We start from the raw sequence: 24,472 nt of genomic DNA on the forward strand, positions 1-24,472 counted from the left end.
CCCGGACAGACTCCGGTAAACGCCCCACAAAGCGTCGGCGGCGACGGATACGATCCGCGTCACGGACTGGAAAGGGGTCGGATGACTCTCGGCGAAGCGCAGGAGTGGGCTCCTCCGGGCGTCGACGTCACGCGCCCCAGCATGGCCCGCGTGCACGACTGCCTGCTCGGCGGCGTGGAGAACTTCACCGCCGACCGCTCGGTGGCGCGCCGGCTGAAGGACGCCGTGCCCGAGGTGGTCGACCTCGTCTGGTGCAACCGGGCCTTCATCGGCCGGATCGTCGACTTCCTGGTCCGCGAGGCGGGCATCAGGCAGATCATCGACCTCGGCGCCGGGTTGCCCACCATCGAGAACACGCACGAGGTCGCCCAGTTCGCCGACCCCGGGACCAGGGTCGTCTACGTCGACCTCGACCCCATGGTCGAGCCGCACGCCCGCGCCATCCTCGGCGGCAACGCCCGCGCGACCGCGATCACCGCCGACGCCCGCGACGTCGAGGCCGTGCTCGGCCACCCCGAGCTGACCCGCCTGATCGACCTCGACCAGCCCACGGCCCTGCTGGCCATCGGCCTCCTGCACCTGTTCCCCGACGCCGACGACCCCCACGGCCTGGTCCGCCGGTACGTCGCCGAACTCGCCCCCGGCAGCCACCTGGCCGTCTCGAACATGCTCGCCTCCGACAACCCCAAGGCCAAGGCCCTGGAGACGCTGCTCCAGGCCACCATGGGCACCAGCTACTTCCGCGACCGCGCGGACATCGAGGCGTACTTCGACGGGCTGGTGCTGGTCGAGCCCGGCGTCGTGCACTTCCCCGAATGGCATCCCGACGAGCGGCTGCCCGGCCCGCCGGCCCCCTGGGAGGAACTGCTCCTGGGCGGCGTCGCCCGCAAGCCGTAACCCGCCGCCCGCGCCGCCGTGACCAAGCGCCCGCCCGCCGGTGGCGCCGGTGAGACCCCGTGTCGTGCGCCGGTCGTGAAACCCCGGTGCCGCCCGCGCCCGCGGCGGCTAGGGTGTCGCCCATGCCGCGTCGTCTCCTCATCTGCTCCCCGCCGCCGGCCCTCTAGCGGGCGGCGGCGTTCCAGGAATTTCCGGGTCTGACCGATCCGGGGGTGGTTGCTGCCCGCATACGGGCCCATTCCGACCACTCCATCCGGAGAGATCCAGTCATGACCCCTGTCTCCGCCCGTCGTGGCGCCGTCTACGTGTCCGTGGCCGCCACCGCTTGGGGCACCGGCGGCGCCGCGGGCGCGCTGCTGTTCGAGTCGGGCCACCTCGGCCCGGTCGGCGTCTCGTTCTGGCGCTACCTGCTCGGCGCCGCCTTCCTCCTCGCCCTCACCCGCCGCCCGCCGCGCGTACGGCACCTGACCTGGCGCGTGTTGCCGGTCGGCGCCGGCATGGCCGTCTACCAGACCGCGTACTTCGCGGCCATCGCCGGCTCCGGCGTCGCGGTCGCAACGGTCGTGACGATGGGCGCCACGCCGATCTTCACCGCTCTCGGCGCCCGCCTCCTGCTGCGCGAACCGCTCGGCCCGGTCGCCCGGGGCGCGTTGGCCGCCGCGCCGGCCGGGCTCGTCCTGCTCACGGCGGAGTCGGTCGTCCGGGCCGAGTCCCTGGCCGGCATCGGGTACGCCCTCCTCTCGGCCGCCGGGTACGCCGGCGTGACCCTCTTCTCCCGGCACCACAGGACCGACCCCCAGGGCACGGCCGTCGGCGGTTTCGCGGTCGGGGCGGTGTGCCTGGCCCCCTTCGCCCTGCCGGCAGGTGTGGTGCCCGAGCTGAGCGTGCCGTCGGTGGCGTTGCTGCTCTACCTGGGCGCGGTGCCCACCGCCCTGGCCTACAGCCTGTTCTTCCGCGCGCTCACCGCGCTGCCCGCCACGACGGTCTCGATCATCTCGCTCGGCGAGGCCGCGGGGGCGGCGCTGATCGGCGTCGTGCTGTTCGGCGAGCGGCTGACGCCGCTCGCCTGGGGCGGGTGCGCGTTGCTGCTCGCCGCCGTCGCCGTGCTCGCGCTGAGAGCGGAAACGGAGATGTGAGGCCAAGGGCCCGTGATGAGTTAAGGTCCGGTACGGCGACGCTTGCCGTATCGTCGCTCCGCTCCCTCATTTCGGCATAAGGGAACGGCGCCGACGAAACGTGCGTTGGAGGAACTGTGGCCTCGATAAAGGGAATATTCAGGAACCTCCTGGATCGTCCAGGCGGGGTGAACCTGACCCCCTATATGAAGATTGTCAAGGCGGCCGATGAGCGCGCCGGTCGCATCGGAAAGCTCGAAGAGCTGCCGGAGCCGGCCATGGACGATCTGGCCGAGTTCTGTGCCATCGTGCGCGAGGCCGCCGACCGGACCCTCGGGCTCAGGCCGTACGACGTGCAGTTGCTGGGCACGCTCGCCCTGCTCGACGGCAAGGTGGCCGAGATGGCGACCGGCGAGGGCAAGACCCTGTCGGGCGCCATGGCCGCCGCCGGCTACGCGTTGCAGGGCAAGCGGGTGCACGTGATGTCCGTCAACGACTACCTGGCCAGGCGCGACGCCGAGTGGATGGGCCCGCTCTACGAGGCGCTCGGCGTCAGCGTGGGCTGGATCGACCAGAACTCCAGCCCGGAGGAGCGCCGCGCGGCCTACGCCAAGGACGTCACGTACGGGCCGGTCAGCGAGATCGGGTTCGACGTGCTGCGCGACCGGCTGCGTACGGACCCCGGCGAGATCATCGTGCCCGCGCCCGAGGTAGCGCTGATCGACGAGGCCGACTCCGTGCTCGTCGACGAGGCCAGGGTGCCGCTGGTGATGGCCGGCGCGGCCGACCCCGGCAGCGCCGTGCCCGAGATGGCGGCGCTGGTCCGCACGCTCGTCCGCGGCTACCACTACGAGATCGACGAGCAGGCGCGCAACGTCTACCTCACCCCCAAGGGCGCCGACAGCGTCGAGAACATCCTCGGCGTCGAGCTCTACGACGAGCACGAGCCCGGCACCCTCATCGAGCTCAACCTGGCCCTGCACGCCCACGCGCTGCTCGCCCGCGACGTCGACTACATCGTCCGCGACGGCCGGGTCCAGCTCATCAACCCCTCGCGCGGCCGGGTGGCGCTGCTCCAGCGCTGGCCCGACGGGCTCCAGGCGGCCGTGGAGGCCAAGGAGGCGCTGCCGCCGAGCGAGAAGGGCGAGATCCTCGACTCGATCACCCTCCAGGGGCTGATCCGCCGCTACCCGCAGATCTGCGGCATGACCGGCACCGCCGTCGCGGTCAACGAGCAGCTCGGCGAGTTCTACGGGCTCAAGGTCGCGGTCATCCCGTCCAACCGGCCGTGCGTGCGGAAGGACGAGCCCGACCGCGTCTACCCGACCGTCCCCGACAAGGACGCCGCGCTGGTGGAGGAGATCCAGGAGGCCCACGAGACGGGCCGGCCGATCCTCATCGGCACCCTCGACGTGGCCGAGTCGGAGAACCTCGCCAAGCTGCTCCAGCGCCGGGGCATGGAACCGGTCGTGCTCAACGCCAAGAACGACGCCGAGGAGGCCGCGATCATCGCCAGGGCGGGCGAGCGCGGCGCGATCACCGTCTCCACCCAGATGGCCGGCCGCGGCACCGACATCCGGCTCGGCGACGGCGTGGCCGAGCTCGGCGGCCTCTACGTGATCGGCTCCGGCCGCCACGCCAGCAGCCGCCTCGACGACCAGCTCCGCGGCCGGGCCGGCCGTCAGGGCGACCCCGGCGGCTCGGTCTTCTTCGTCAGCATGACCGACGACCTGATCACCCAGTTCGTCCCCGACGAGCGGCCGCCCGCCGCCGACCCCGACGGCCTCGTACGCCACCGCCGCGGCGCGTACATCGTGGGCCACGCCCAGCGGGTGGCCGAGGGCGTCAACCTGGAGATCCACCGCAACACCTGGCGCTACACCCGGCTCCTTGAGCACCAGCGCGAGCTGATCCTCGAATGGCGCGACAAGGTCCTCCACGGCGACTCCGCCGCCAAGGCGCTGGCCGAGGCCGACCCCGGGCGCTGGGCCGAACTGCCCGAGGACACCAGGGACGAGACGGCCCGCCAGATCGTCCTGCACGCCATCGACACCTGCTGGACCGAGCACCTGGCCTTCCTCAACGACCTGCGCGAGGGCATCCACCTGCGCGCGCTGGGCCGGATGAGCCCGGTCGACGAGTTCCAGCGGGAGGCCGTGGCCGAGTACAAGGCGCTCCAGGCCGAGGTCGAACGCCGTTCGCTGGAGTCCTTCGAGTCCCCCGAGCCCGACCTGAAGCGCCCGTCGGCCACGTGGACGTACCTGGTGCAGGACAACCCGTTCGGCACCGAATGGGACCGGATCCTCAAGCGCGTCACCGCCGCCACACGACGCGGCTGACTCGCGGGCGTACCTGACAGAAGATGACAGGTACGCCTGCGAGCATGGACACATGACGACAAAAGCCAAGCTCATCGCGTTCACCATCGACTGCGACGACCCGCGGAAGCTGGCCGCGTTCTACCACGAGGTGACCGGCTTCGAGATCCAGTATTCGGAGGAGGAGTACGCGGCCATCGGCGACGGCTCCACCAGCATCTACTTCGGTCGCGTCCCGGGTTACAAGCCGGGCACCTGGCCCAGCCCGGACAAGAAGTTCCACTTCGACTTCCGCGTGCCCGACCTGGACAAGGCGGTCGAGGAGTACATCGCGCTGGGGGCGGTCAAGCCGGAGTTCCAGCCGGGGGTCACCGAGGAGGGCACCCGCTGGATCGTCCTTCAGGACCCGGAGGGCCACCTGTTCTGCGTGGTTCCCGAGCAGTCGTAGGCGCCGGGCCGTCCTGCGGGGGGCCAAGGATGAGCCACATGTTCGTGCAGGTGGACGCCGTAATTGGGTGATTTATCGGCCTAAAGAATGATTGCAGTGCTCCGCCTGGCTCCTAAGCTGGAGCAATGCTCCTGGACGGATCCTTGCCCCTGCGCGGGCGCCGATGACCTGGGTCGGGCTGCTCATCGCGCTGGCCGGAGCGCTGGGGTACGCGCTCGGCGCCGCCCTCCAACAGTACGAGGCCGTGGCCGCCGGCGCCACGCTCAAACTGGTCCGGCGCCCCCGCTGGTGGATCGGCGGCGTGATCGGCTTCACCGGGGCGTGCCTGCACGCCGTGGCGCTCAGCTTCGCGCCGCTGGTGGCCGTGCAGCCGATCAGCGTGGCCACCCTGGTGTTCGCGGTGCCGCTGGCCGCCTTCATGTACGGCCGCAAGCCGTACCGGGCGGAGATCCTCGGCTCGATCGCCGTGGCCGTGGGCCTGCTCTGGCTCATGCTGCTGGTGCCGCAGCACGACGTCACCCCCAGGCTGAGCAACGGCGCCGCCCTCGGCTTCCTGGGCGTCATCGCGACGATCACGCTGGTCGCGCAGGTGCTTGCCCGGCGCTTCCACGGCCCCGCGCGGGCGCTGCTGCTCTCGGTGGGCGCGGGCGTGGTGACCGCGAGCGTGTCGACGTTCGTCCGGGTGGTCGGCGGCGGCATGCAGGGGGAGTGGGGGCGGCTGATCCACTGGTTCACGCTGGCCGTGCCGGTGCTGCTGGTCTGCGCGGTGGTGCTGCTCCAGCGCTCGTACGCGGTCGGCTACTTCGGCATCGCCTACGCCGGCGTGCAGGTCATCGACCCGATCACGTCGGTGCTGGCGGGCGCGATCCTGCTCGGCGAGCCGCTGCCGACCAGCCCGTCCACGGCCATTCCCGCCCTGCTGGCCGGGGCGCTCACCATCGGCGGCACGATCACCCTGGGCCGCCTCACCCCCGACCACTCCACACCTGCCCCCACCCCCGCTCCCGTGCCGCCGGTGCTCACCTCCGCCACGGTGGCCGCCGAGGCCGCGTCCGCGGGCCCGTCCGAGGGCGCCTCGGAGGGCGCGTCGGAGGGCGCGGTCACCGGTCAGTGACCGCCTCCACCGGCGGACGCCAGGACAGCACGTCGTCCATCGAACGCAGCATCAGGTCCGGGCTGAGCCGGTTCGCCACGGTCATGCCGAGGTTGCGCAGCCGTACCGCCAGCGGGTTGCGCAGCATGGTCATCCGGCAGAGCGTCATCGACCGCCGTACGATGCCGGACGTGCGCTCCAGCCGGGCGGCGGTGTAGGCGGCGAGGTCGCCGTCCGCGACGTGCGCGAGCACCACGGCGTCCTCCAGCGCCTGGCAGGCCCCCTGGCCCAGGTTGGGGGTCATCGCGTGGGCGGCGTCGCCCACCAGCGCCACCCGGCCGCTGTGGAAGGCGGGCAGCGGCGTCTTCAGGTAGTGGACGTCGTTGCGGATGATCCGGGCGGGGTCGGCGGCCCGCAGCAGCGCCGGGATCGGCTCGTGCCAGCCGCCGAACCTGCGCAGCAACTCCTCCCGCTCGTCCTCGTGGACGGCGCCGGCGGGTGACAGGTCGGTCGCGTACACGTAGACCAGGTCGTCGGTGAGCTGGTGGATGCCGAACACCTGCCCGCTGCCCCAGCTCTCCGACCGGGGGATCGTCAGCCCGTTCCGCGGCACGAGCCCGCGCCAGGCCGTCACCCCCGCGTACGCCGGCCCCGGATGCCCCGGGAAGAGCGTGCGCCGGGTCGCCGAGTGGATGCCGTCGGCGCCCACGACGAGGTCGGCCTCGATCTCGCCCGCCGCGGTCCGGACGATCCCGCGTCCGGCGTCCACACCGGTCACGGTGGTGTCCAGCCGCAGGACGCCTGGGCCCAGGGCGTCGGCCAGCACGTCCATCAGCGTGGCCCGCAGCAGGACGACCACCGAGTCGCCGTACCTGGCGTCGGCGTTGTCGTCCGTGGTGCGGGTCAGCCAGCGGCCGTCCGCCCGGCGCAGCCCGAGCGGCCCCTCGACGACGGACAACTCGCGCACCCGGTCGCCCACGCCCAGCGTGTCGAGCGCCTTCAGGGCGTTGGCGGCCACCGCCAGCCCGGACCCGACGGGCTCGATGGCCGCCGCCCGTTCCAGCACGCTCACCTCCCACCCCTTGCGGCGCAGCGCCACACCGGAGGCCAGCCCCCCGATGCCCCCGCCGATCACCACAGCCTTCGACATGACCGCCTCCTCGATTACTACGTCTGTAGTGTCAGCGTACTACGCCTGTAGTGCGGTGGCACTACCCCTGTAGTATTCGCCCGTGAAACGATCGGAGACCGTCGCGGACGCGGCCATCACCCTGCTGGCCGAGCGGGGCATGCGCGGCCTCACCCATCGCGCCGTCGACGAGGAGGCCGGGTTGCCGTCCGGATCGACGTCCAACCTGGCGCGTACCCGTGCCGCGCTGCTGGAGCTGACCCTGTCCCGGCTCACCGAGCTGGAGATGGAGGTCATGGCCGTGGCCTACGAACGGGTGCCGCTCACCCTCGACGGCCTGCCCGCCCGCCTGGCCGGCGCTCTGCGCGTGCAGCTCGACGACCGCAGGCGCACCCTGGCCCGCTACGAGCTGGCCCTGGAGGCCACCAGGCGTCCCGAGCTGCGCGAGATCTACGACCGCGCGGGCCGCCGGTTCCGCGACCCGGCGCCCGCCATGCTGGCCGCCCTCGGCTCCAAGGACCCGGCCCGCCACGCCCGGCAGCTCGTGGCCTTCGGGGAGGGCCTGATGTTCGACGCGATCGCCGGCGCGGGCCAGACACCCACCCTGGACGAGCTCACCCTCGCCCTGCGCGACCTGCTGACCGGCATGCTGCACGACGAAGGCGCCGGCGGATAGGACCGCCGGCGCCCGCATGCCGGTTCGTATGTTCTGTACGTCGCCTACTCGTCGCCGCCCGCGTCCTCGCCGTCCCTCGCGTGTTTGCCGCGAGGCTCCCGACGGCCGCCGGCCGCGCCGGCCTCGGCCTCCGGCGGCTCGTCCTTGGGGGGTGCCTCATGCCTGCCCATACGGGGGGACTCTCCTTCACTTCGATCAACAGCTCACGGTGACCGTATGACTACGGTCATGCGTCCGGCAAGAGGGGCGGGCCAAGATCGGCCGAGGACCCACGGAACGAAGCCGAGAAAAGCTCGCGTAACGTCGTGATCAGCCGGGGCACGAGGCGCGGTAGGGCACCTCGGGCAGGTGGCGGGCCCAGTCGGCCGTCGACAGCCCCCCGTAGCGGGCGCAGACCGCCTCCGCCGGATCTCTGGCCGGCCTCCCTGCCGGCCCGGCCAGGTCCAGCGTGAGCACGGTCCCGCCGGCGGCCAGCACGCGCGCGGTGCGCCCGTCGGCCGCGAGCACCGCCCGCGCCGGACGGTCCGCGCCCCCCACCGGCACCTGGCGTTCGGCCAGCAGCGTGCGATCGGGCACGCGCCACACCCGCACCCGGTCGTTGTCCGTCCCGGCCAGCAGCCGCCCGTCCGGGCTGAAGCGCAGGTGGCCGGGCGAGGGGCGCAGGCGGGTACCGAGCACGGGCACGCCGTCCAGGTCGTAGATCTGGATGCCGGTCTCCTCGGCGATGGCCACCCGCTCGCCGTCCGGCGCGAACGTGGTGTACTCCCACGGCATCCGGTCCAGCCACGGCGCGGGCGTGACGCGTCCGGCCCGCCTGATCGCCGAGCGCCGGCCATCGAACGTCAGCGCCACCCGGTCGCCCGGACCGGCGACGGCGTACTGGCCGACGAAGGCCGCCCGGTGCGCCCGCAGGTCCCAGGCCCAGCGTTCGCCCGACTGCCGGGCCGCGGCGAACAGCAGCCCGCCGCCCGGACTGAACCACGCCGACTGCTCGCCCGGCGCCCCCAGCCCCCTGCCGAACGGCGGCCCCACACCCCGCCCCGAGGCGGTGTCCCACAGGTACGACCGGTCCACGCCCACGAAGGCCAGCGTGTGCCCGTCCGGCGACCAGGCCATCGCCCGTACGCTCTGCGCGGGCCCCGCCGCCTGGGCGATCTGGCGGTGCCCGGGGACGTCGTAGATCCGTACCGTGTCGTCGGCCAGGGCGGCCAGCCTGCTGCCGTCGTCGCTGACCGCGTACAGGGAGCGCGGCCCGGCGTACGGGTCGGTGAACACGTCCACGGCCGGGTCGCCGGCCGCCGCCGCCAGCGCCCGGCGCGCCTGCGGTACCTGGGCCAGCCGCCAGGCCACCAGGCTCAGCCGCCGGGCGGTCACCGGGTCGGCCACTCGCAGCGCCTCGGCCCGCGACGCGGCGACCTTGGCCATCGCCTGCTCCAGCCGCCCGTCGGCGGCCCCGCGCTGCCACACCGCGAGCAGCGCCGCCAGCACCGCGACCGACAGCAGCCCCGCCATGATCGCGCGCCGCCTGCGCGTGCCCCTGCGGGCCCGCGCCAGGCCCTCGTCCAGGAAGGTCTGCTCGTCCGCGCTCAGGGTGACCCGCCGCCGCCCGCCGGCTGCCCAGGCCAGCGCCCGGTCGAGGGGTTCGCCGCGGTACAACTCCGACTCGCGCCGCCCGCCCGCCTCCCAGGCCCGCGCCGCCCGGGCCAGTTCCCGGTGCACCGCCAGGCCGTCCCGCTCGCTGTCCAGCCACTCGTGCAGGCGCGGCCAGGCCCGCAGCAGCGCCGCGTACGTGATCGTCAGAGGGCCCTGGTCGCCGGTCGTCAGGATCCCGGCCTTCCCGTACGCCTCCAGCACCCGGTCGATCGCGGCCACCTCGTCGGGGGCGCGTCCGGCGACCAGGTCGTTCCTGCGGGCGGGGGCGACGGTGTCGCCGCCGGCGTCGTCCTGGCCGACCAGGCGCAGGAAGACCTCGGGCACCAGATCCTGGTCTGCCCGGCACAACTGGAGATAGAGGGCCTCGGCGCGGGCGCCGAGCGGCGGGTCGTCCACGGGCTCCGGCGGCAGCAGGCGGCCGAGCTGGGACTGCGGGGCGTCGAGAAGGGACATGAGCAGGCGGCGGGCGTCCGGCCGTTGCCCGGGGTCGTCGTGGAGCGCGGCGGCGACCAGGCCGCGTAACAGCCGGTCGAGGCGCTCCCCGTTGCCTAATCGTTCGGTGAGCCCGTAGGCGGCGAACAGCAGGACGCGCCCCCACGCCTGGACGTCGCCGGCCGGGTCGGCCTCCGCGTCGGCGAGCCCCAGCCCCACCAGACGCGGCCCCTCGGCGCCCAGGATGACCTTGCCCGGCGTGAGCGACCCGTGCACCGCCCCCGCCTCGTGGACGGCGGCCAGAGCGGTGGCGGTGGCGGCGGCCAGGCGGTAGAGGTCGTCGCCGGCGAAGGGGCCGTGCCGGTCGACGACCTGGCGCAGCGTCGGCCCCTCGATGTACTCGCTGACCAGATACGGCGGGTCGCCCTGCGGGCACGCCTCGACCAGTCGCGCGGCGTGCACCGAACGCACCTCCCGGACCTGCGCGTACGCGCCCGGCCCCGGCAGGTGGAGCGCATGGCGGGCCCCCGACTCGTCATAGGCTTCGCGGACGGTGGTCCGCCCGCCGCCGTCGAGCCGGGCGCCGAGCCAGTAGCCTCCCAGCCGATCAGTCATGCGGGATTAGATGCCGCCTTCCGTTCAGCGGTTCAGTCGAGCCCGGTGCTCCGGCCACTCCTCTTCGAGGATGCCGAAACAGACGGTGTCGCGCCAGGTGCCGTCGGACCTCCTGCGGTGGCGGCGCAGCGTGCCCTCGTGCACGCCGCCGATGCGCCGGATGGCCGCCTGGGAACGCAGGTTCAGCACGTCGGTCTTGAGCAGGACGCGGTTGTAGCCGAGCCCGAAGGCGTGGTCGAGCAGCAGCAGCTTGCAGTTGGTGTTCACCGCGGTACGCCAGTGGGCGCGACCGTACCAGGTCCAGCCGATCTCGACGCTCTCGTCGAAGCCGGGCACGTCGATGTAGGTCGTCCAGCCGCCCGCGCGGCCGCTCTCCTTGGGGATCACCGCGAACGGGATGTGCCGGTCGTCCTCGATGAGCGCGCGGGCCGTGCTCGCCAGGTCGTCCTCCGTACGCGGGGTGGCACTCGGCAGCCAGCGCCAGAGCTCGTCGTCCCCGCCGCCGGCGGCGAACAGGTCCGGAACGTGTTCCAGAGTGAGCGGTTCGAGGCGCACGACGTCGTTCTCCAGCACCACGGGCGCGGGCAGCTTGGCGGTCATGCCGCCACGATAGGGCGCGCCGCCGGGGCACGTTGACTGCCACCTGGCCCCTTTTGCGAAAGACCACCTGTCGACAGCCATACCGGCCGGTCGGTAGGCTCACCGGCATGGACTTCGCCTTCGACACCGTCACCGAGGACCTGCGCGAGCGCCTGCTCCGCTTCATGGACGAATGCGTCCACCCGGCCGAGCCCGCCTTCGAGGAGCAGGCCGCGGCCGCCGGCTGGAGCCCGCCGCCGCTGCTCGACGACCTCAAGGACGAGGCGAGAAAGCGCGGCCTGTGGAACCTGTTCCTGCCGGGCGCGCACGGCGCGGGCCTGACGAACCTCCAGTACGCCCCGCTGGCCGAGATCATGGGCCGCAGCCCCAGCATCGCCCCCACTGCCACCAACTGCGCCGCCCCCGACACCGGCAACATGGAGGTGTTGTCGATGTTCGGCAGCGAGTGGCAGCGCGAGGAGTGGCTGCGCCCGCTGCTCGACGGGGAGATCCGTTCCGCCTTCGCGATGACCGAGCCCGACGTGGCCTCCTCCGACGCCACCAACATCGCCACCTCGATCGTCCGCGACGGCGGCGAGTACGTCATCAACGGCCGCAAGTGGTTCATCTCCGGCGCCATGAACCCCAACTGCAAGATCTTCATCGTCATGGGCAAGACGAACCCCGACGCGCCCAAGCGCCGGCAGCAGAGCATGATCCTGGTGCCGCGCGACACCCCGGGGCTGCACGTCAAACGCGGGATGCACGTCTTCGGCTACACCGACGCCGACCACGGCGGCCACGCCGAGGTGATCTTCGAGGACGTACGCGTACCGGCCGACAACCTGATCGGCGAGGAGGGCGGCGGGTTCGCCATCGCCCAGGCCAGGCTGGGCCCCGGCCGCATCCACCACTGCATGCGCCTGATCGGCATGGCCGAGCGCGCGGTCGAGCTGATGTGCGAGCGGGCGCTGGCGAGGACGGCGTTCGGCAAGCCGATCGCCCGGCAGGGCGTGGTCCAGGACTGGATCGCCGAGTCCCGCATCCGGATCGAGCAGTTGCGCCTGCTGGTGCTCAAGACCGCCTGGCTCATGGACACCGTGGGCAACCAGGGGGCCCACACCGAGATCCAGGCCATCAAGATCTCCACGCCGGTCACCGTCGAATGGATCCTGGACAAGGCCATCCAGGTGCACGGCGCGGGCGGCGTCTCCCAGGACTTCCCGCTGGCCGCGCTCTGGGCGGGCGCCCGTTCCCTGCGCCTGGCCGACGGTCCGGACGAGGTGCACAAGCGGTCCCTGGCCTATCGCGAGCTGAAGAGGTTCATGTGAACGAAGCACAGATCAAGGAGCGCGTACGGGCGTTCCTGGACGCGCACGACCCCGGCGGGGACCGGGCGGCGTTCCTGCGGGCCCGGTTCGACGCCGGGCTGGCCTGGGTCTGGTTCCCCGAGAGGCTCGGCGGCCTGGGCGCGGCCAGGGAGCTGCAACAGGTGGTCGAGCACGAGCTGGCCGGCACCCCCCAGATCAACAGCGGCCTCCAGGGCATCGGCCTCGGCATGGCCGCGCCGACGATCCTGGCGTTCGGCACGCAGGAGCAGAGGCGGCGTTTCCTGCGCCCGCTGTGGACCGGCGAGGAGATCTGGTGCCAGCTCTTCAGCGAGCCCGGCGCCGGCTCGGACCTGGCCACGCTGGGCACCCGCGCGGTCAGGGACGGCGACGAATGGGTGGTCGACGGCCAGAAGGTGTGGACGTCGGGCGCCCATCACTCCCGCTGGGCGATCCTGGTCACCCGTACCGACCCGGACGTGCCCAAACACCGCGGCATGACGTACTTCATCTGCGACATGCACGCGCCCGGCGTCGAGGTGCGGCCGCTGCGGCAGATCACCGGCGAGGCCGAGTTCAACGAGGTGTTCCTGACCGGCGTACGGCTCTCCGACGACCTGCGGCTCGGCGAGGTCGGCGACGGCTGGCGGGTCGCGCAGACCACGCTGATGAACGAGCGCGTCGCCATCGGCGGCGCCCCCGTACGGCGCGGCGGCGGGATGGTCGGCGCGGTGCTGGAGGCGTGGCACGAGCATCCCGAGCTGCGCACCCACGAGCTGCACCAGCGGCTGCTGTCGCTGTGGGTGGAGGCCGAGGTGACCCGGCTGTCCGGGGCCCGGCTGCGCGAGCAGCTCGCCGCGGGCGAGCCCGGCCCCGAGGGCTCGGGCATGAAGTTGTCGTTCGCCAGGCTCAACCAGGCGCTGTCCGGTTTCGACGTCGAGTTCCGCCGCGACCTGGGCTACGACGACTGGTCCTTCCGCCGCTCGGAGGACGTCGACTTCTACGGCCGCGGCCCCGGCTACCGCTACCTGCGGGCCAAGGGCAACTCGATCGAGGGCGGCACGTCCGAGATCCTGCGCAACATCATCTCCGAACGGGTGCTCGGCCTGCCCTCCGAACCCCGCGTCGACAAGGACGTGCCCTGGAAGGACCTGCCCCGATGACTCTGCTCTACTCCGAGGTCGAGGAGGAGTTGCGGGCGGCCGTGCGCGGCCTGCTCGCCGACCGCTGCCCGCCCGCCGCGGTGCTCGGGCGGGTCGGGTCCGAGCCCTGCGACCTCGACCTGTGGAAGACGCTGGCGGGCGAGATCGGCGTGGCCGGGCTGCTCGTCCCCGAGGAGCTGGGCGGCGCGGGCGCGTCGGCCAGCGAGGCGGCCGTCGTGCTGGAGGAGCTGGGCCGGGCCGTGGCGCCGGTGCCGTTCCTGACCAGCGCGGTGCTGGCCACGCGGGCGCTGCTGCCCACCGGTGACGCGCTGCTCGGCGAGCTGGCCGAGGGGCGCAGGACGGCGGCGCTGGTGGTGTCGTTCGCGGCCTCGCCGTACCGGCCGGGCCGGGGGGCGGCGCTGCGGCTGGAGGATGGGCGGCTGTCCGGGACCGTGACAGGCGTGGCCGGCGCGGACGTGGCCGACGTGCTCCTGGTCCCGTTCGAGGGCAGGCTGTACGAGGTGGCCGACGCCGTCGTCGAGGTCGTGCCCTCGCTCGACCTGACCAGGCCGGTCGCCGCCGTCACCCTCTCCGGGGCGCCGGCCCGGGAGGTCGGGGAGTGCGACCTGGCCGCGGTGCTGCGGTTCGGGGCCGGCCTGCTGGCCTCCGAGCAGCTCGGCGTGGCCGAATGGTGCCTCGGCACGACCCTCTCCTACGTCAAGGAACGCCACCAGTTCGCCAGGCCGATCGGCTCGTTCCAGGCGATCAAGCACCGGCTGGCCGACCTCTGGCTGGACGTCGTCAGGGCCAGGGCGGCGGCCCGCGGCGCGGCGGCCGACCTCGGGGACATCCCGGTCGCGGTGGCGCAGTCGTGGAACGCCGGGGTGGCCGTACGCGCCGCCGAGGAGGCGTTGCAACTCCATGGCGGGATCGGGATGACCTGGGAGCACCCCGTGCATCTCTATCTCAAACGCGCCAAGGCCACCGAGATCGCGCTCGGCACGCCCGGCGACCACCGGGAGGCGCTGGCCTCACTCGCCGGCGTCCCCGGCCCCGAGGGAGGTCAGCAGTAGGTCGGCGAAGTGTCTGCCCACCTGGGCGCCGGTCAGCGGCCCGTCCGCGTGGAACCAGGTGCCCAGGTGGTGCACCGAGCCGAAGAAGTAGTCGACGACCAGCTCGGCGGGCACCCGGTCGCTGAGGACACCCGTACGCTGGCCCTCGGCCACCAGGTCGCGGAAACGTTCGTGGTAGCGGCGGCGCTCGGCCCGTACGGTCTTCTGCTTCTCGGTGGCGAGCAGGTGCATCGACCTGAAGAAGATCTTGGAGTCGTCGAGGTTGGCGGTCGTGGTCTCGACGACGTCGGCCGCGGCCCGGTGCAGCCGCTCGCGGATCGTGCCGGGGCCGTCGGCGATCCGCGTCAGCCGGTCCATCTGCATGCGCAGCAGGCGGGCGTAGATTTCGTGCAGCAGATCATCTTTGGAGTCGAAATAGTGGTACATGGCGCCCTTGGTGACGCCTGCCGCCAGAACGATCTCCTGCACCGACGTTCCCTCGAAGCCGCGGGCCGCGAACAGCCGCGTCGCCTCGGCCAGCAACCGCTGCCGGACGGGTTCTTCTCTCACCATGGTCCCCCTTGTCACCCGCCATAGCATACCGACTGGTCGGTTGACGGTCTTGCGGGTTCTATTTCCGTCACCTTAGGCTCGCCTTGGTTCGTGCTTGGGTATCACTTGACCGGCGAGGGATCTTCGGTGTGGCAGATCCTGAGGGTTTCTACTCATTCGGGGAGTTTGCCGTGCCCGGTGGCTCTATCTACGTACAGCAGGACGAGAAGTACACAGGCTCTTCCCCGCAGTGGTGGTACGAGAAGTTCTGGCGCGAGGACGCCCAGAACCGGCGTCGGTCCAGGTACGTCAAGGCGGGCGTGGGCCTCGTGGTCGGCGCCCTGCTCGCGCTGAGGTTCGGCTCCGAGTTCGTCCCGTTCTGGGGGGCGGTCACGGCTGGGCTGGTGGCCGCGGTCGACTGGTTCATCGACTGGCGCTCGTTCCGGGCGACGGCCGTATGGCGAGGCGCGCGCCACGGTGAGGCGATCACCGGCCGGCTGCTGCGCAGGCAGCTCGGCAGACACGGCTACAAGGTGCTCGACGGCCGCGCGATCCGCGACCAGGCCTCCATCGACCACCTCGTGATCGGCCCGGCGGGCATCTGGGTCATCGACAACGAGTCCTGGAGTCCCGACACCGAGATCGGCTGCTACAACGGCAGGCTGTTCTTCAGCGAGAAGTACGGGACCAAGTGGGCCAAACCGCTCGTGGACACCGCCGAGGCGTTCGCCGAGCTGCTGACCCGCGAGACCGGGATCCAGGTCACGATCTCGCCCATGCTGGCCGTCCACTGCGGGTTGTTGCCGCGCGGCGGCGTCGTGGCCGGCGAGGGCCTCACGCTGATCAAGCCGCGCCTGGTCTCCAGGCGTATCAAGGCCGTCGACGGCGTGGTGTTCACCGAGGAGCAGATCGAGCTGCTGGCCAGGACCGCGGCCAGGGAGCTGCAGAAGGTCTGACCGCCCCCTCAGGCCAGGGTCTCGATGAACGCGGTGAGCTGGGCGACGTTGCGGCATTCGTGCATCTCGACGACGGTGCCGTACTCGCTCGCGACGGAGTCGCCGGTGTCCCACTGCGGTCTCGGCTCGGGGTTGAGCCAGTACGCGTGGCGCGCCTTCGAGGTCAGGCTCCTGAGCACGTCGAGGGCCGGCGGCTGGTAGTTGGAACGGGCGTCGCCGAGGATCAGCAACGACGTCCGCGGGCCGATCGCGTCGGCGTACCGCTCGGCGAAGCCCTCCAGGGAGTGGCCGTAGTTCGTGCGCCCGAAGCGGACCATGTCGGCCTCGTCCGCGAGCCGGGTCATGGCCTCCACGACGTCCGCGCCGGGCACGAAGAACCGGGTGATCTCGTCCACCCGGTCCACGAACCCGAACGCCCGCACCTTCGTGAACTGCTCCCGCAGCGCGTACGTGAGCAGCAGCGTGAAGTGCGCGAACGACGAGACCGAGTCACTGGTGTCGCAGAGGATGACCAGCTCGGGCTTGTGCGGCCGGGGCGGCCTGAAGTGCGTGGTCAGCGGCACGCCGCCGCTCTGGAGCGAGGCCCGTACGGTGCGCCGGAAGTCCAGCCGCCCCCTGCGCCCCCTCCTGTGCCTGATCGTCAGGCGCGCGGCCAGCCGCCTGGCCAGCGGGTAGACCTCCTTGCGCAGCCTGGCCAGGTCGGCCCTGGTGATGCGCAGGAAGTCGATCTGGTCGAGCGGCGGGCGCACGGCCGAGCGGGCGATGCGCTCGATCCCGGAGTCCTCGGCGATCCGGCGGCGCACGTCGGTGGCCACGGCCTGCTCGAACCGCGCGATGTTGGCGTTGACCCGCTGCCGTACGGTCTTCTCGGCCAGCCCGCCGCGTTCCTGCCCGGCCAGCACGTTCTGCAGGATGCGGGCCATCAGCGTCTCGGGGGACAGGGCACGCAGGACGCTGTAGGAGAACCAGTTCTGGCGGCCGGGCCCGGTCGTCTGCTGGCGGCCGAACCTCTCGACCATGGCCTGGGCGAACTCCCGCAGCTCGGCGTCCGTGCTGCCGGTGAGCAGCTCGGCCAGGCGCTCGCGCAGCTCGGTCACCGGGGCGGCCCGCGGGTCGAGCCGGCCGTCGTCGGGGCGGGGGGCGTACATGCCGGTCGTGGACGACGGGAACCACAGGTCGAACAGTACGTCGAAGCCGGGACGGTAGGCCGGCTTCTTGACCAGCGTGGCCGCGTACGCGGCCCGCAGCGACTCGCGCTCGCTCAGGTCGATCACCCGCAGCGCGCGGGCCGCGTCGAGCCCCTCGGCGAGCGACACCGGCAGGCCCGCCTCGCGCAGCGCGTGCACGAACCCGACGTGCCGGTCGACCAGGGACCTGCGCTCAGGCATCCGGCAGCCCCAGCTCCTTGACCGCCCGCGCCTGGTCGGAGGCGTGCTTGAGCACCACGCCCAGCGTCCCGGCGACCGTCGCCTCGTCCAGCTCGTCCCGGCCGAGGGCCAGCAGGGTGTTGGCCCAGTCGACGGTCTCGGCGACCGACGGCGCCTTCTTCAGCTCCAGCGCCCGCATGGTCGCGACCGTCCTGGCGAGCTGTTCGGCCAGGTCGGCGCGGATGGTCGGCACCTGCGCGAGCACGATGTCGCGCTCGCGCTCCGGCGTCGGGTAGCCGATGTGCAGGTAGAGGCAGCGCCGCTTGAGCGCCTCCGACAACTCGCGGGTGGCGTTGGAGGTGAGCAGCACGAACGGCCGGCGCGTCGCGGCGATCGTGCCCAGCTCGGGAATGGTGACCTGGAAGTCGGACAGCAGCTCCAGCAGCAGCCCCTCGACCTCGACGTCGGCCTTGTCGGTCTCGTCGATCAGCAGCACGGTGGGGTCGGCCGACCTGATGGCCTTCAGCAGCGGGCGTTCCAGCAGGAACTCCTCGCTGAAGATGTCGTCGTCGGCGCTGGTCGCCTGGATGCGGAGCAACTGCTTCTTGTAGTTCCACTCGTACAGCGCGCGGGCCTCGTCGAGCCCTTCGTAGCACTGGAGGCGGACCAGCTCGGACCTCGTCGCCTGGGCCACGGCCTTGGCGAGCTGCGTCTTGCCCACGCCGGCCGGACCTTCCACCAGCAACGGCTTGCCGAGCGCGGCGGCGAGGAACACCGAGGTGGAGATGGCGTCGTCGGAGAGATAGTCCACGGCGGCGAGCCGCGCCGTCACGTCGGCGGGCGAGTCGAACATCGGTGCTCCTGTCTGCGGGCCGAACTTTATTCTAGCGGCAGGAGCTCAACCGCGGTCGATTCGACCAACATGCGGATCACCGGTATATTCCTCTCTGCAAGCGCCGCTAGCTCAGTTGGTTAGAGCAGCTGACTCTTAATCAGCGGGTCCGGGGTTCGAGTCCCTGGCGGCGCACAGCAATCGCGAACAGCGCATCCCTTCACCGCAAGGGGTGCGCTGTTCGCGTTCCGGCAGAAACCCCAGCTCGGTACGCCAGGCTGGGGTTTCTGGGGCAGGACGGGGACCGGGGCGCGCTCGTCGGCAGGGTTCGTCCAGCCGCCCCGGTCGGGCCGTTCGTCAGGGTTACTTCAGGCCGTAGGCCTTGTGGATCGTCTGGTCGACGGTGTTGCCCTCCTGGTCGGTGGCCTGGGCGCGGAGGCCGACGGTGCCGTCGGTCCGGGGTAGGGGCGGATGGGTGATGGTGCCGGTGAAGGTGTGGTCGCCGGAGGCCGACATGGGGACGGGGACCCAGTGGGCGCCGCCGTCGAACGTGGCCGAGAGCCGGAGCGTGGTCAGCTTGGCGTCGGGCTGCCCGAAGGAGCCGTTGTAGCCGGTGACGGTGATGCGGCGGGCGAGCCCGGCCGTGGCCTGGTTGTCCAGGTCGAGGTCCAGGTCGTAGCTGAGGTTGAGCCGGCGTACCGGCGCGCAGGGGGCCAGGACCTGGGTGACGAGCCAGCCCGCGCACAGGCCGTCGGTGAGGTCCTTCATCCCGGATTCGGGGCGCTTGGAGCGGAAGGTCCAGGCCGTTTCGACGTCGGTCGCGAACCGCTGTCCCGGCTGCGGGGTGTGGAAGGTGTCGGTGAGCCGGTATTCGGCCTCGTCGGACGGAAGGGTGAAGGTCGGCAGCTTGATCCCGACGGGCCCGAGCGCGCCGATCTTCTCCTCCAGGGGCACTTCCTGACCGTCGCGGTAGAGGTGCAGTTCGTCCTTGCCGCCGGCCCACGCCTGGAAGTTGGCACTCCAGGTGAAGGGCTCCTGGTGGTTGGGTTCGGGGCCCATGACGGGCACCGCCGCCGTGAACAGGTCGCCGGTACGGCACGCGAAACAGGTGAGCGTGCCCGAGTCGATCACGCGGTCGCTGTCGCGCGGGGCGCCGGGAACTCTGGGCTGCATGCCCCATCGCTCCGTCCGGCGTCCGGCCTTGGTGAAGACGTCGAGTGCGACCGTGGTGTAGCCGGTTCTGGAGGAGTCGCCCTCGTCGTACCGCATGCGGACGTCACGCTGCCACGTCACGTCGGGCGAGACCGGCCCGACGTACTCGGTCACGGTGGTCCGTGCCTGCCAGGAGCCGTCGAGACCCCACGCGACGAACGGTTCGGAGCCGTTGAGCAGCACGGGGGTCCAGCTCATGCGTACGGTGCCGGGGCGGTCGGAGTGGAAGCGGTCGTCGATCTCCTGGAGGTTCTTCTTGGTCACCCGATAGTCGAGCCCGGCGGGGATCCGGCCACGCTCGGGGAAGAACAGCGAGTACATGTACGGCGTGGCCGGGCTGCCCTCGACCTTGACCTTGACCGGCTTGCGGGCCAGCGCCCTGCCCTGGTCGGCGGGCAGGCTCATGGTCGGGATCGGGTAGAAGGCCCAGCTGCCGGTCGGGTCGAGGAAGGCCCGTCCGGACGCGCCGTAGCCGAGCACGCCCACCGCGCCGGCGGCCGCCAGGGCCCCCACGCGGTCGAGCCCGTCGCCGGAGCAGGTCGTGTCCGGGCAGAGGTCGCCGAGGTCGAGCAGGGCGAGCTTGCCCTTCACGTCCAGGCCGGACAGGTCGGTGCCGTGGCCCACGTCGACCAGCGGGAGGGTCTGCTTGCCGGTCAGCTTGGGGATGTCGGGGGTGATGCCCACGTAGCGGGGGGCGAGCGTGCGTCCGGCGGCCTTCATCGTGACGAGCGGCGCGCCCTGCCAGAACTGGCCGATGAGGTCGAGGGCGCCCTGCTTGACCGGTTCGGTGGGCAACATCCAGTAGTGGTGCAGCCCGTACGCCGGGTAGGAGGTGAGGAAGTCGGCCACGACGCCGGTCGCGGTGGTACGCCGCAGGGCGTACTGGGACAGGTAGGTCTCGGTCGCGCGGGGGGTTTCCAGGCGCACCTCGCGGGCCTTGCGCAGGTCGAGGGTGACCGTGGTGTCCCGGTCCACCTTGACCTCGGGCGCGGTCGGCAGGGACTGCTGCCACTCGCCGTTCTCACCCCGCCAGGCGGCGATGGTGTTGACGCTGAAGGTGCCCGGGTAGACGCTCGCCTCGCCCTCGACCGTCTGGTAGAAGGAGTCCAGGTCGTCGCGGTCGTCGGTACGTATGAACATCCACGGGACGGAGACCGCGTCGGTCGCGCCGTCCGGCATGATCAGTTCGGTCTTGAGCTTGACCCTGCGCGGCTCGACGAACGCCCCCACGGCCGTGCGCACGACCACGTCGCCGCCGGTGGCCGCCACCGAACCCTCGTACCAGGTGGCCGGTCCTGACGGGTCGAAGGCGACGGCCACGTCCGCGGTGCCGTGGGCGGGGACGGTCAGCGTGTCGCGGTCCAGCTTGAGCACCCGCTCGGGGGCGGTGCCGCGGTGCGCCGCCATGCTCGCGCGCAGGGCCAGCGTCACCGGCTGGTCGCCGTCGTTGGCGTACGTGATCGTCTTGGTGGCCGGGCCGTTCTGCGGGGAGCTCAGGAAGCCGAAGTCGAGGTTGCCCGAGCCGCGTACCTGCTGGGTGACCGCCCTGGCCACGTCGATGCGCCCGGAGCCCTGCTGGTAGGCGGGCAGGCCGTCGTCCTTCGCGGTGCCGATGAGCGCCGCCTTGAGCTGCGGGCCCGTCCAGTCGGGGTGTTGTCCGGCGAGGATGGCCGCCGCGCCCGACACGTGCGGGGTCGCCATCGAGGTGCCGGAGGCGGCGGTGTGGAGCTCGTCCACGGGCGAACCCATCGACGTGCCCCGCGCGCGGGCCGCGACGATGCCGACGCCGGGCGCGACCACGTCGGGCTTGAGCCCGTAGTCGAACGGGCTCGGGCCCCTGCTGGAGAAGGGGGCCAGCTTCTCCTCACGGTCGATCGCGCCGACCGTCAGCGCCGCCGCCGCGGATCCCGGCGAGTTGACGGTACGGCTGCCGCCGTCGTTGCCGGCGGCCACGACGAACAGCGCGCCCGTCTCGGCGCTGAGCGTGTTCACCGCCTGGTTGATGGGGCCGTTCTGGTCCTCGTACTCGCCGCCGATGCTGATCGAGACCACCTTGGCCTGCGTGGCGGCCCACTGCATGCCCGCGATGACCTGCGACGAGGTGCCCGTGCCCGACGAGTCGAGCACCTTGCCCACCAGGAGCGTGGCCTCGGGCGCCACGCCCGTGTACCGTCCGGAGCCGGCGATCGTGGAGGCGACGTGGGTGCCGTGGCCGTGGCCGTCGCGGGCGTCGGGATCGTCGGTGAAGTTGGCCATCGCCCCGATCCGGCCGGCCAGGTCGGGGTGGTCGGGATCGACGCCGGTGTCGAGCACGGCGACCTTGACGCCCTTGCCCTTGTAGCCGGCGGCCCAGGCCTGCGGCGCGCCGATCTGCGGCACGCTCTTGTCGAGCACGGGCTTCATCTTGCGGTCGAGCCAGATCGCCTTCGGCGCGGTCGCGCGCGCAGAGGGGGACACGGTGGGGGACGAGGCGGCCGCGGCCCAGAACTCCCGTGCCGCCTTCTTGTCCACCTTGACGGCGGCGCCGCCCACGCTGGTCAGGGCGACGGGCGAGGCGGTGGCCGGGAGCGCGTCGGCCCGCGCCGACAGCGTCGCGGCGGGCTGCTCGGCGGCGCCGTACTGGACGATGACCGGCAGGGTCGGGCGTTGGGCGTCGGTGTAGCCGTTGGCGGCCAGGTACGCCACGTCGAACAGGCCCTTGTCCACCTGGCCCGAGGCCACCGGGGCCATCGCGTCGGAGGGGAAGACGTAGAAGGAGTCGCCCTTGCGCAGGGTCACGAAGGTCACCGGCGCTCCTCCGGCGCGCCTGGCCGGTTTGACGTCGGCGCGTGGGGTGCCGTCGGCGGCCTTGCCGTACGTCACCACGTCGCCGGTGATCAGGGTGAGCTGGGTGGCGGCGGGTAAGGCGCCCGGGGCGGGGGCCGGGGTGTCGGCGGACTCGGGTGAAGGGGAGGGCGTGGCCATCCCCATGGACAGGACCAACCCCAACGCGGTCAGCCCGGCGAGCGGGCGGCGAGCCATGGTTCTCCTCGGAGTAGTACATGATCGAGCACACAAAACCTCCCATTCCGCGCCATATCCGGAAAGATGACCTTTCGTCCTCTTCACGCCGTTGGCGGGAAGAGGACACGATGGGCGCATGCTCGAATCCCTGGGCCTGTCGACGGCCGAAGAGGCGCTGTACCAGACGCTGATCGAGGTCTCGCCGATCACGGCCGCCGACCTTGAGCGGCTCGCCGGCCCGCAGGCCGCGCTCTGCGCGCGGCTCCAGGAACTCGGCCTGGTCACCCGGCTGCCGGAGGACCCGCCCAGGTACGCCGCGGTCGCCCCGAGCATGGGCCTCGACGCGCTGATCAGCGCCAGGGCCAGGACGCTGACCGCCGCCCGGGGCCGCATCGCCAGGCTCAGCGCCGCCTTCCACCGGGCGGGCACCGAACGCGACGCCGCCGGGCTGGTCGAGGTGGTGATCGGCAGGCAGGCGGTGAACGACCGCTTCGAGCGGCTCCAGCGGGAGACGCGCGCCTCGATCCGGGTGTTCGACGCGCCGCCGTACGCCGGGGTGATCGGGGAGAACGCGCGCGAGTTCGACCTGCTGGCAAGAGGCGTGAACTACCGCGTCCTGTACGACAGGAAGGCGATGGAACTGCCCGGGGCGCTGACGGTGGTCACCGACTACATCACCGCCGGCGAGCAGGCCAGGGTCGGCGAGGTGCCGATGAAGCTCGTCCTGAACGACCGGCCGACGGCGATCGTGCCGCTGCGGCACGATCTGCACCTGGTCGAATCCGCGCTGGTGGTGCACGACCCGACGCTGCTGGAGGCACTCGGCGCGCTGTTCGAGATGAACTGGCAGCGCGCCGTCCCGCTGGGTGTGCGGCAGGGGCAGGCCCGGCTGCCCGAGGAACGGAGTCCCGCCGACGCGCACGAGGACCTGCTGCCCCTGCTCATCTCGGGGCTGACCGACGCGGCCATCGGGGCGCAGCTCGGCTGGAGCGTGCGTACGGTACGCAGGCGGGTGCAGGCGATGATGGTCCAGCTCGACGCGCAGACCCGGTTCCAGGCCGGCTACCAGGCCGTCCTGCGCGGCTGGCTGCGGTGACGCTCGAAGCGCTCGGGCTGGGCCCGGCCGAGGAGGAGCTCTACGAGCTGCTCGTCGAGTGCTCGCCGGCCACCCTCGACCGGCTCGCCGCGGGCTTCGCCGGCCCCGGCCTGCCCGTGCTGCTGAGCGGGCTGGAGAGCAAGGGCCTGGTCAACCGGCTGCCGGACGAACCGGCGCGGTACGTCGCCGTCGCCCCCGACGTCGCGCTCGACGCGCTGCTCACCGTCGCCGAAGAGGGGCTCGCGCGGGCCAGGGAACGCGCCGCCGACCTGGACGACGCCTTCCAGCAGCGCGCCTCCGGACAGCAGCCGCCACTGGTCGTGGAGGTGATCACCGGCGCCGCCGCGGTACGGCAACGCCTCCTCCAGCTCCAGCGCGCGGCCCGCCACCAGGTACGGACCTTCTCCCAGCCGCCGTACTTCGACCGGCACGCCAGCGTGGCCGCCCACCGCGAGCTGCTGGACCGCGGCATCATCAGCCGGGTCATCTACGAGCGCGACTTCATCGACCGGCCGGGCGCGCTGCGGCAGATCGAGGAGATGATCGGCGCGGGCCAGCTGGCGAGGGTGCTGCCCAGCCTGCCGATGAAGCTCTACCTGGTCGACGACCGGTTCGCGCTGCTGGTGCTGCGCTACGAGTCGCCCGACTCCGCGGCGCTCCTGGTGCACCCCTCCGGGCTGCTGGAGGCGCTGAGCAGGCTGTTCGAGGGCACCTGGGAGCGGGCGCTGCCGATGCGGCTGACCGGTTCGCGCGAGGCGCCGCAGGACGACGAACGGTTGATCGCCCTCCTGCTGACCGGCCTGACCGACGAGGCCATCGCCCGCCAGCTCGGCATCGGCTACCGCACCGCCCAGCGGCGCATCGCCGAGCTCATGGCCAGGCTCGGCGCCCACACCCGCTTCCAGGCCGGCGTACAGGCCGCCCGATCCCAGGCCCGGAGCACCCCGGAGGACCCGCGCGGCGCGTAGGGGCGGCCG

20 protein-coding genes and 1 tRNA gene are annotated in these 24,472 nt (G+C 72.2%); 13 read left to right on the forward strand and 8 right to left on the reverse strand.

From position 1 onward, the window contains the following. The first annotated feature begins 81 nt into the window (after positions 1-81). From IEZ27_RS09110 to IEZ27_RS09130, 5 genes are all read left to right on the forward strand, one after another. Complete coding sequence (locus IEZ27_RS09110) at positions 82-897, forward strand: SAM-dependent methyltransferase (RefSeq protein WP_189646788.1); 816 nt, start codon at positions 82-84, stop codon at positions 895-897. Between the two features lie 269 nt (positions 898-1,166). Next, positions 1,167-2,033 (forward strand): DMT family transporter, encoded by an 867-nt coding sequence (locus IEZ27_RS09115; protein WP_189646789.1) that lies wholly within the window; start codon positions 1,167-1,169, stop codon positions 2,031-2,033. 185 nt (positions 2,034-2,218) lie between these two features. Beyond that, positions 2,219-4,351, forward strand: a complete 2,133-nt coding sequence (gene secA2 / locus IEZ27_RS09120; RefSeq protein ID WP_229823719.1) for an accessory Sec system translocase SecA2 — start codon at positions 2,219-2,221, stop codon at positions 4,349-4,351. A 52-nt stretch (positions 4,352-4,403) separates the two neighbouring features. After that, positions 4,404-4,778, forward strand: coding sequence for a VOC family protein (locus IEZ27_RS09125; protein WP_189646791.1), 375 nt, complete (start codon positions 4,404-4,406; stop codon positions 4,776-4,778). Positions 4,779-4,941: 163 nt separating this feature from the next. Beyond that, the gene (locus IEZ27_RS09130; RefSeq protein WP_189646792.1) at positions 4,942-5,892 is read left to right on the forward strand and encodes a DMT family transporter; all 951 of its coding nucleotides are present in this window, start codon (positions 4,942-4,944) and stop codon (positions 5,890-5,892) included. Here IEZ27_RS09130 and IEZ27_RS09135 read toward each other — a convergent pair. After that, a complete protein-coding gene (locus tag IEZ27_RS09135) occupies positions 5,879-7,021 on the reverse strand; it encodes an FAD-dependent monooxygenase (protein ID WP_189646793.1) in 1,143 nt (380 codons plus the stop codon). The genes IEZ27_RS09130 and IEZ27_RS09135 overlap by 14 nt on opposite strands. An 82-nt stretch (positions 7,022-7,103) precedes the next feature. Between IEZ27_RS09135 and IEZ27_RS09140 the strand changes: the two genes are divergently transcribed. Further along, a complete protein-coding gene (locus tag IEZ27_RS09140) occupies positions 7,104-7,676 on the forward strand; it encodes a TetR/AcrR family transcriptional regulator (protein WP_229823721.1) in 573 nt (190 codons plus the stop codon). A gap of 44 nt (positions 7,677-7,720) precedes the next feature. On the opposite strand, the gene IEZ27_RS54915 is transcribed toward IEZ27_RS09140, so the two are convergent. The 3 genes from IEZ27_RS54915 to IEZ27_RS09150 all read right to left on the reverse strand — a co-directional run bounded on the left by IEZ27_RS54915 (position 7,721) and on the right by IEZ27_RS09150 (position 10,976). Then, positions 7,721-7,846 carry a hypothetical protein gene (locus tag IEZ27_RS54915; RefSeq protein WP_260477875.1) on the reverse strand — a complete coding sequence of 42 codons (126 nt, stop codon included), beginning with the start codon at positions 7,844-7,846 and terminating at the stop codon, positions 7,721-7,723. A 139-nt stretch (positions 7,847-7,985) separates the two neighbouring features. Then, positions 7,986-10,376, reverse strand: a complete 2,391-nt coding sequence (locus IEZ27_RS09145; protein ID WP_189646794.1) for an nSTAND1 domain-containing NTPase — start codon at positions 10,374-10,376, stop codon at positions 7,986-7,988. Positions 10,377-10,400: 24 nt separating this feature from the next. Beyond that, a complete protein-coding gene (locus tag IEZ27_RS09150; RefSeq protein WP_189646795.1) occupies positions 10,401-10,976 on the reverse strand; it encodes a GNAT family N-acetyltransferase in 576 nt (191 codons plus the stop codon). Positions 10,977-11,083: 107 nt separating this feature from the next. Between IEZ27_RS09150 and IEZ27_RS09155 the strand changes: the two genes are divergently transcribed. Genes IEZ27_RS09155 through IEZ27_RS09165 form a run of 3 tightly spaced genes read left to right on the forward strand, consistent with a single transcriptional unit; the run spans position 11,084 to position 14,498 of the window. Next, complete coding sequence (locus IEZ27_RS09155; RefSeq protein WP_189646796.1) at positions 11,084-12,286, forward strand: acyl-CoA dehydrogenase family protein; 1,203 nt, start codon at positions 11,084-11,086, stop codon at positions 12,284-12,286. Next, positions 12,283-13,446, forward strand: coding sequence for an acyl-CoA dehydrogenase family protein (locus IEZ27_RS09160; RefSeq protein ID WP_189646797.1), 1,164 nt, complete (start codon positions 12,283-12,285; stop codon positions 13,444-13,446). The genes IEZ27_RS09155 and IEZ27_RS09160 overlap by 4 nt, the downstream gene beginning before the upstream one ends. Continuing rightward, on the forward strand, positions 13,443-14,498 hold the full coding sequence (locus IEZ27_RS09165) for an acyl-CoA dehydrogenase family protein (RefSeq protein ID WP_189646798.1): 1,056 nt from the start codon (positions 13,443-13,445) through the stop codon (positions 14,496-14,498). The genes IEZ27_RS09160 and IEZ27_RS09165 overlap by 4 nt, the downstream gene beginning before the upstream one ends. Here IEZ27_RS09165 and IEZ27_RS09170 read toward each other — a convergent pair. Further along, entirely contained in the window at positions 14,457-15,050 is a 594-nt protein-coding gene (locus tag IEZ27_RS09170) for a TetR/AcrR family transcriptional regulator (RefSeq protein ID WP_189646799.1), read from the reverse strand. The genes IEZ27_RS09165 and IEZ27_RS09170 overlap by 42 nt on opposite strands. 170 nt (positions 15,051-15,220) lie before the next feature. Here IEZ27_RS09170 and IEZ27_RS09175 point away from each other — a divergent pair, with 170 nt between their 5' ends. Further along, positions 15,221-15,985 (forward strand): nuclease-related domain-containing protein, encoded by a 765-nt coding sequence (locus IEZ27_RS09175; RefSeq protein WP_189646800.1) that lies wholly within the window; start codon positions 15,221-15,223, stop codon positions 15,983-15,985. An 8-nt stretch (positions 15,986-15,993) separates the two neighbouring features. Here the strand turns inward: IEZ27_RS09175 and IEZ27_RS09180 are convergent, their stop codons facing one another. Both IEZ27_RS09180 and IEZ27_RS09185 read right to left on the reverse strand, forming a co-directional pair. Continuing rightward, the gene (locus IEZ27_RS09180) at positions 15,994-17,373 is read right to left on the reverse strand and encodes a vWA domain-containing protein (protein ID WP_189646801.1); all 1,380 of its coding nucleotides are present in this window, start codon (positions 17,371-17,373) and stop codon (positions 15,994-15,996) included. Then, on the reverse strand, positions 17,366-18,205 hold the full coding sequence (locus tag IEZ27_RS09185) for an AAA family ATPase (RefSeq protein WP_189646802.1): 840 nt from the start codon (positions 18,203-18,205) through the stop codon (positions 17,366-17,368). Before IEZ27_RS09185 ends, IEZ27_RS09180 begins: the two co-directional genes overlap by 8 nt. Positions 18,206-18,305: 100 nt before the next feature. Between IEZ27_RS09185 and IEZ27_RS09190 the strand changes: the two genes are divergently transcribed. Continuing rightward, positions 18,306-18,379: transfer RNA gene (locus tag IEZ27_RS09190), tRNA-Lys, on the forward strand. A gap of 168 nt (positions 18,380-18,547) precedes the next feature. Here IEZ27_RS09190 and IEZ27_RS09195 read toward each other — a convergent pair. After that, entirely contained in the window at positions 18,548-22,417 is a 3,870-nt protein-coding gene (locus IEZ27_RS09195) for a S8 family serine peptidase (protein ID WP_189646803.1), read from the reverse strand. Positions 22,418-22,535: 118 nt separating this feature from the next. Between IEZ27_RS09195 and IEZ27_RS09200 the strand changes: the two genes are divergently transcribed. Next, positions 22,536-23,495, forward strand: coding sequence for a LuxR family transcriptional regulator (locus tag IEZ27_RS09200; protein ID WP_185844818.1), 960 nt, complete (start codon positions 22,536-22,538; stop codon positions 23,493-23,495). After that, positions 23,492-24,463 carry a LuxR C-terminal-related transcriptional regulator gene (locus tag IEZ27_RS09205; RefSeq protein WP_189646804.1) on the forward strand — a complete coding sequence of 324 codons (972 nt, stop codon included), beginning with the start codon at positions 23,492-23,494 and terminating at the stop codon, positions 24,461-24,463. The genes IEZ27_RS09200 and IEZ27_RS09205 overlap by 4 nt, the downstream gene beginning before the upstream one ends. The last annotated feature ends 9 nt before the right edge of the window (positions 24,464-24,472 follow it).

It is taken from the genome of Nonomuraea spiralis (assembly GCF_014648435.1).
Classification (GTDB): domain Bacteria; phylum Actinomycetota; class Actinomycetes; order Streptosporangiales; family Streptosporangiaceae; genus Nonomuraea; species Nonomuraea spiralis.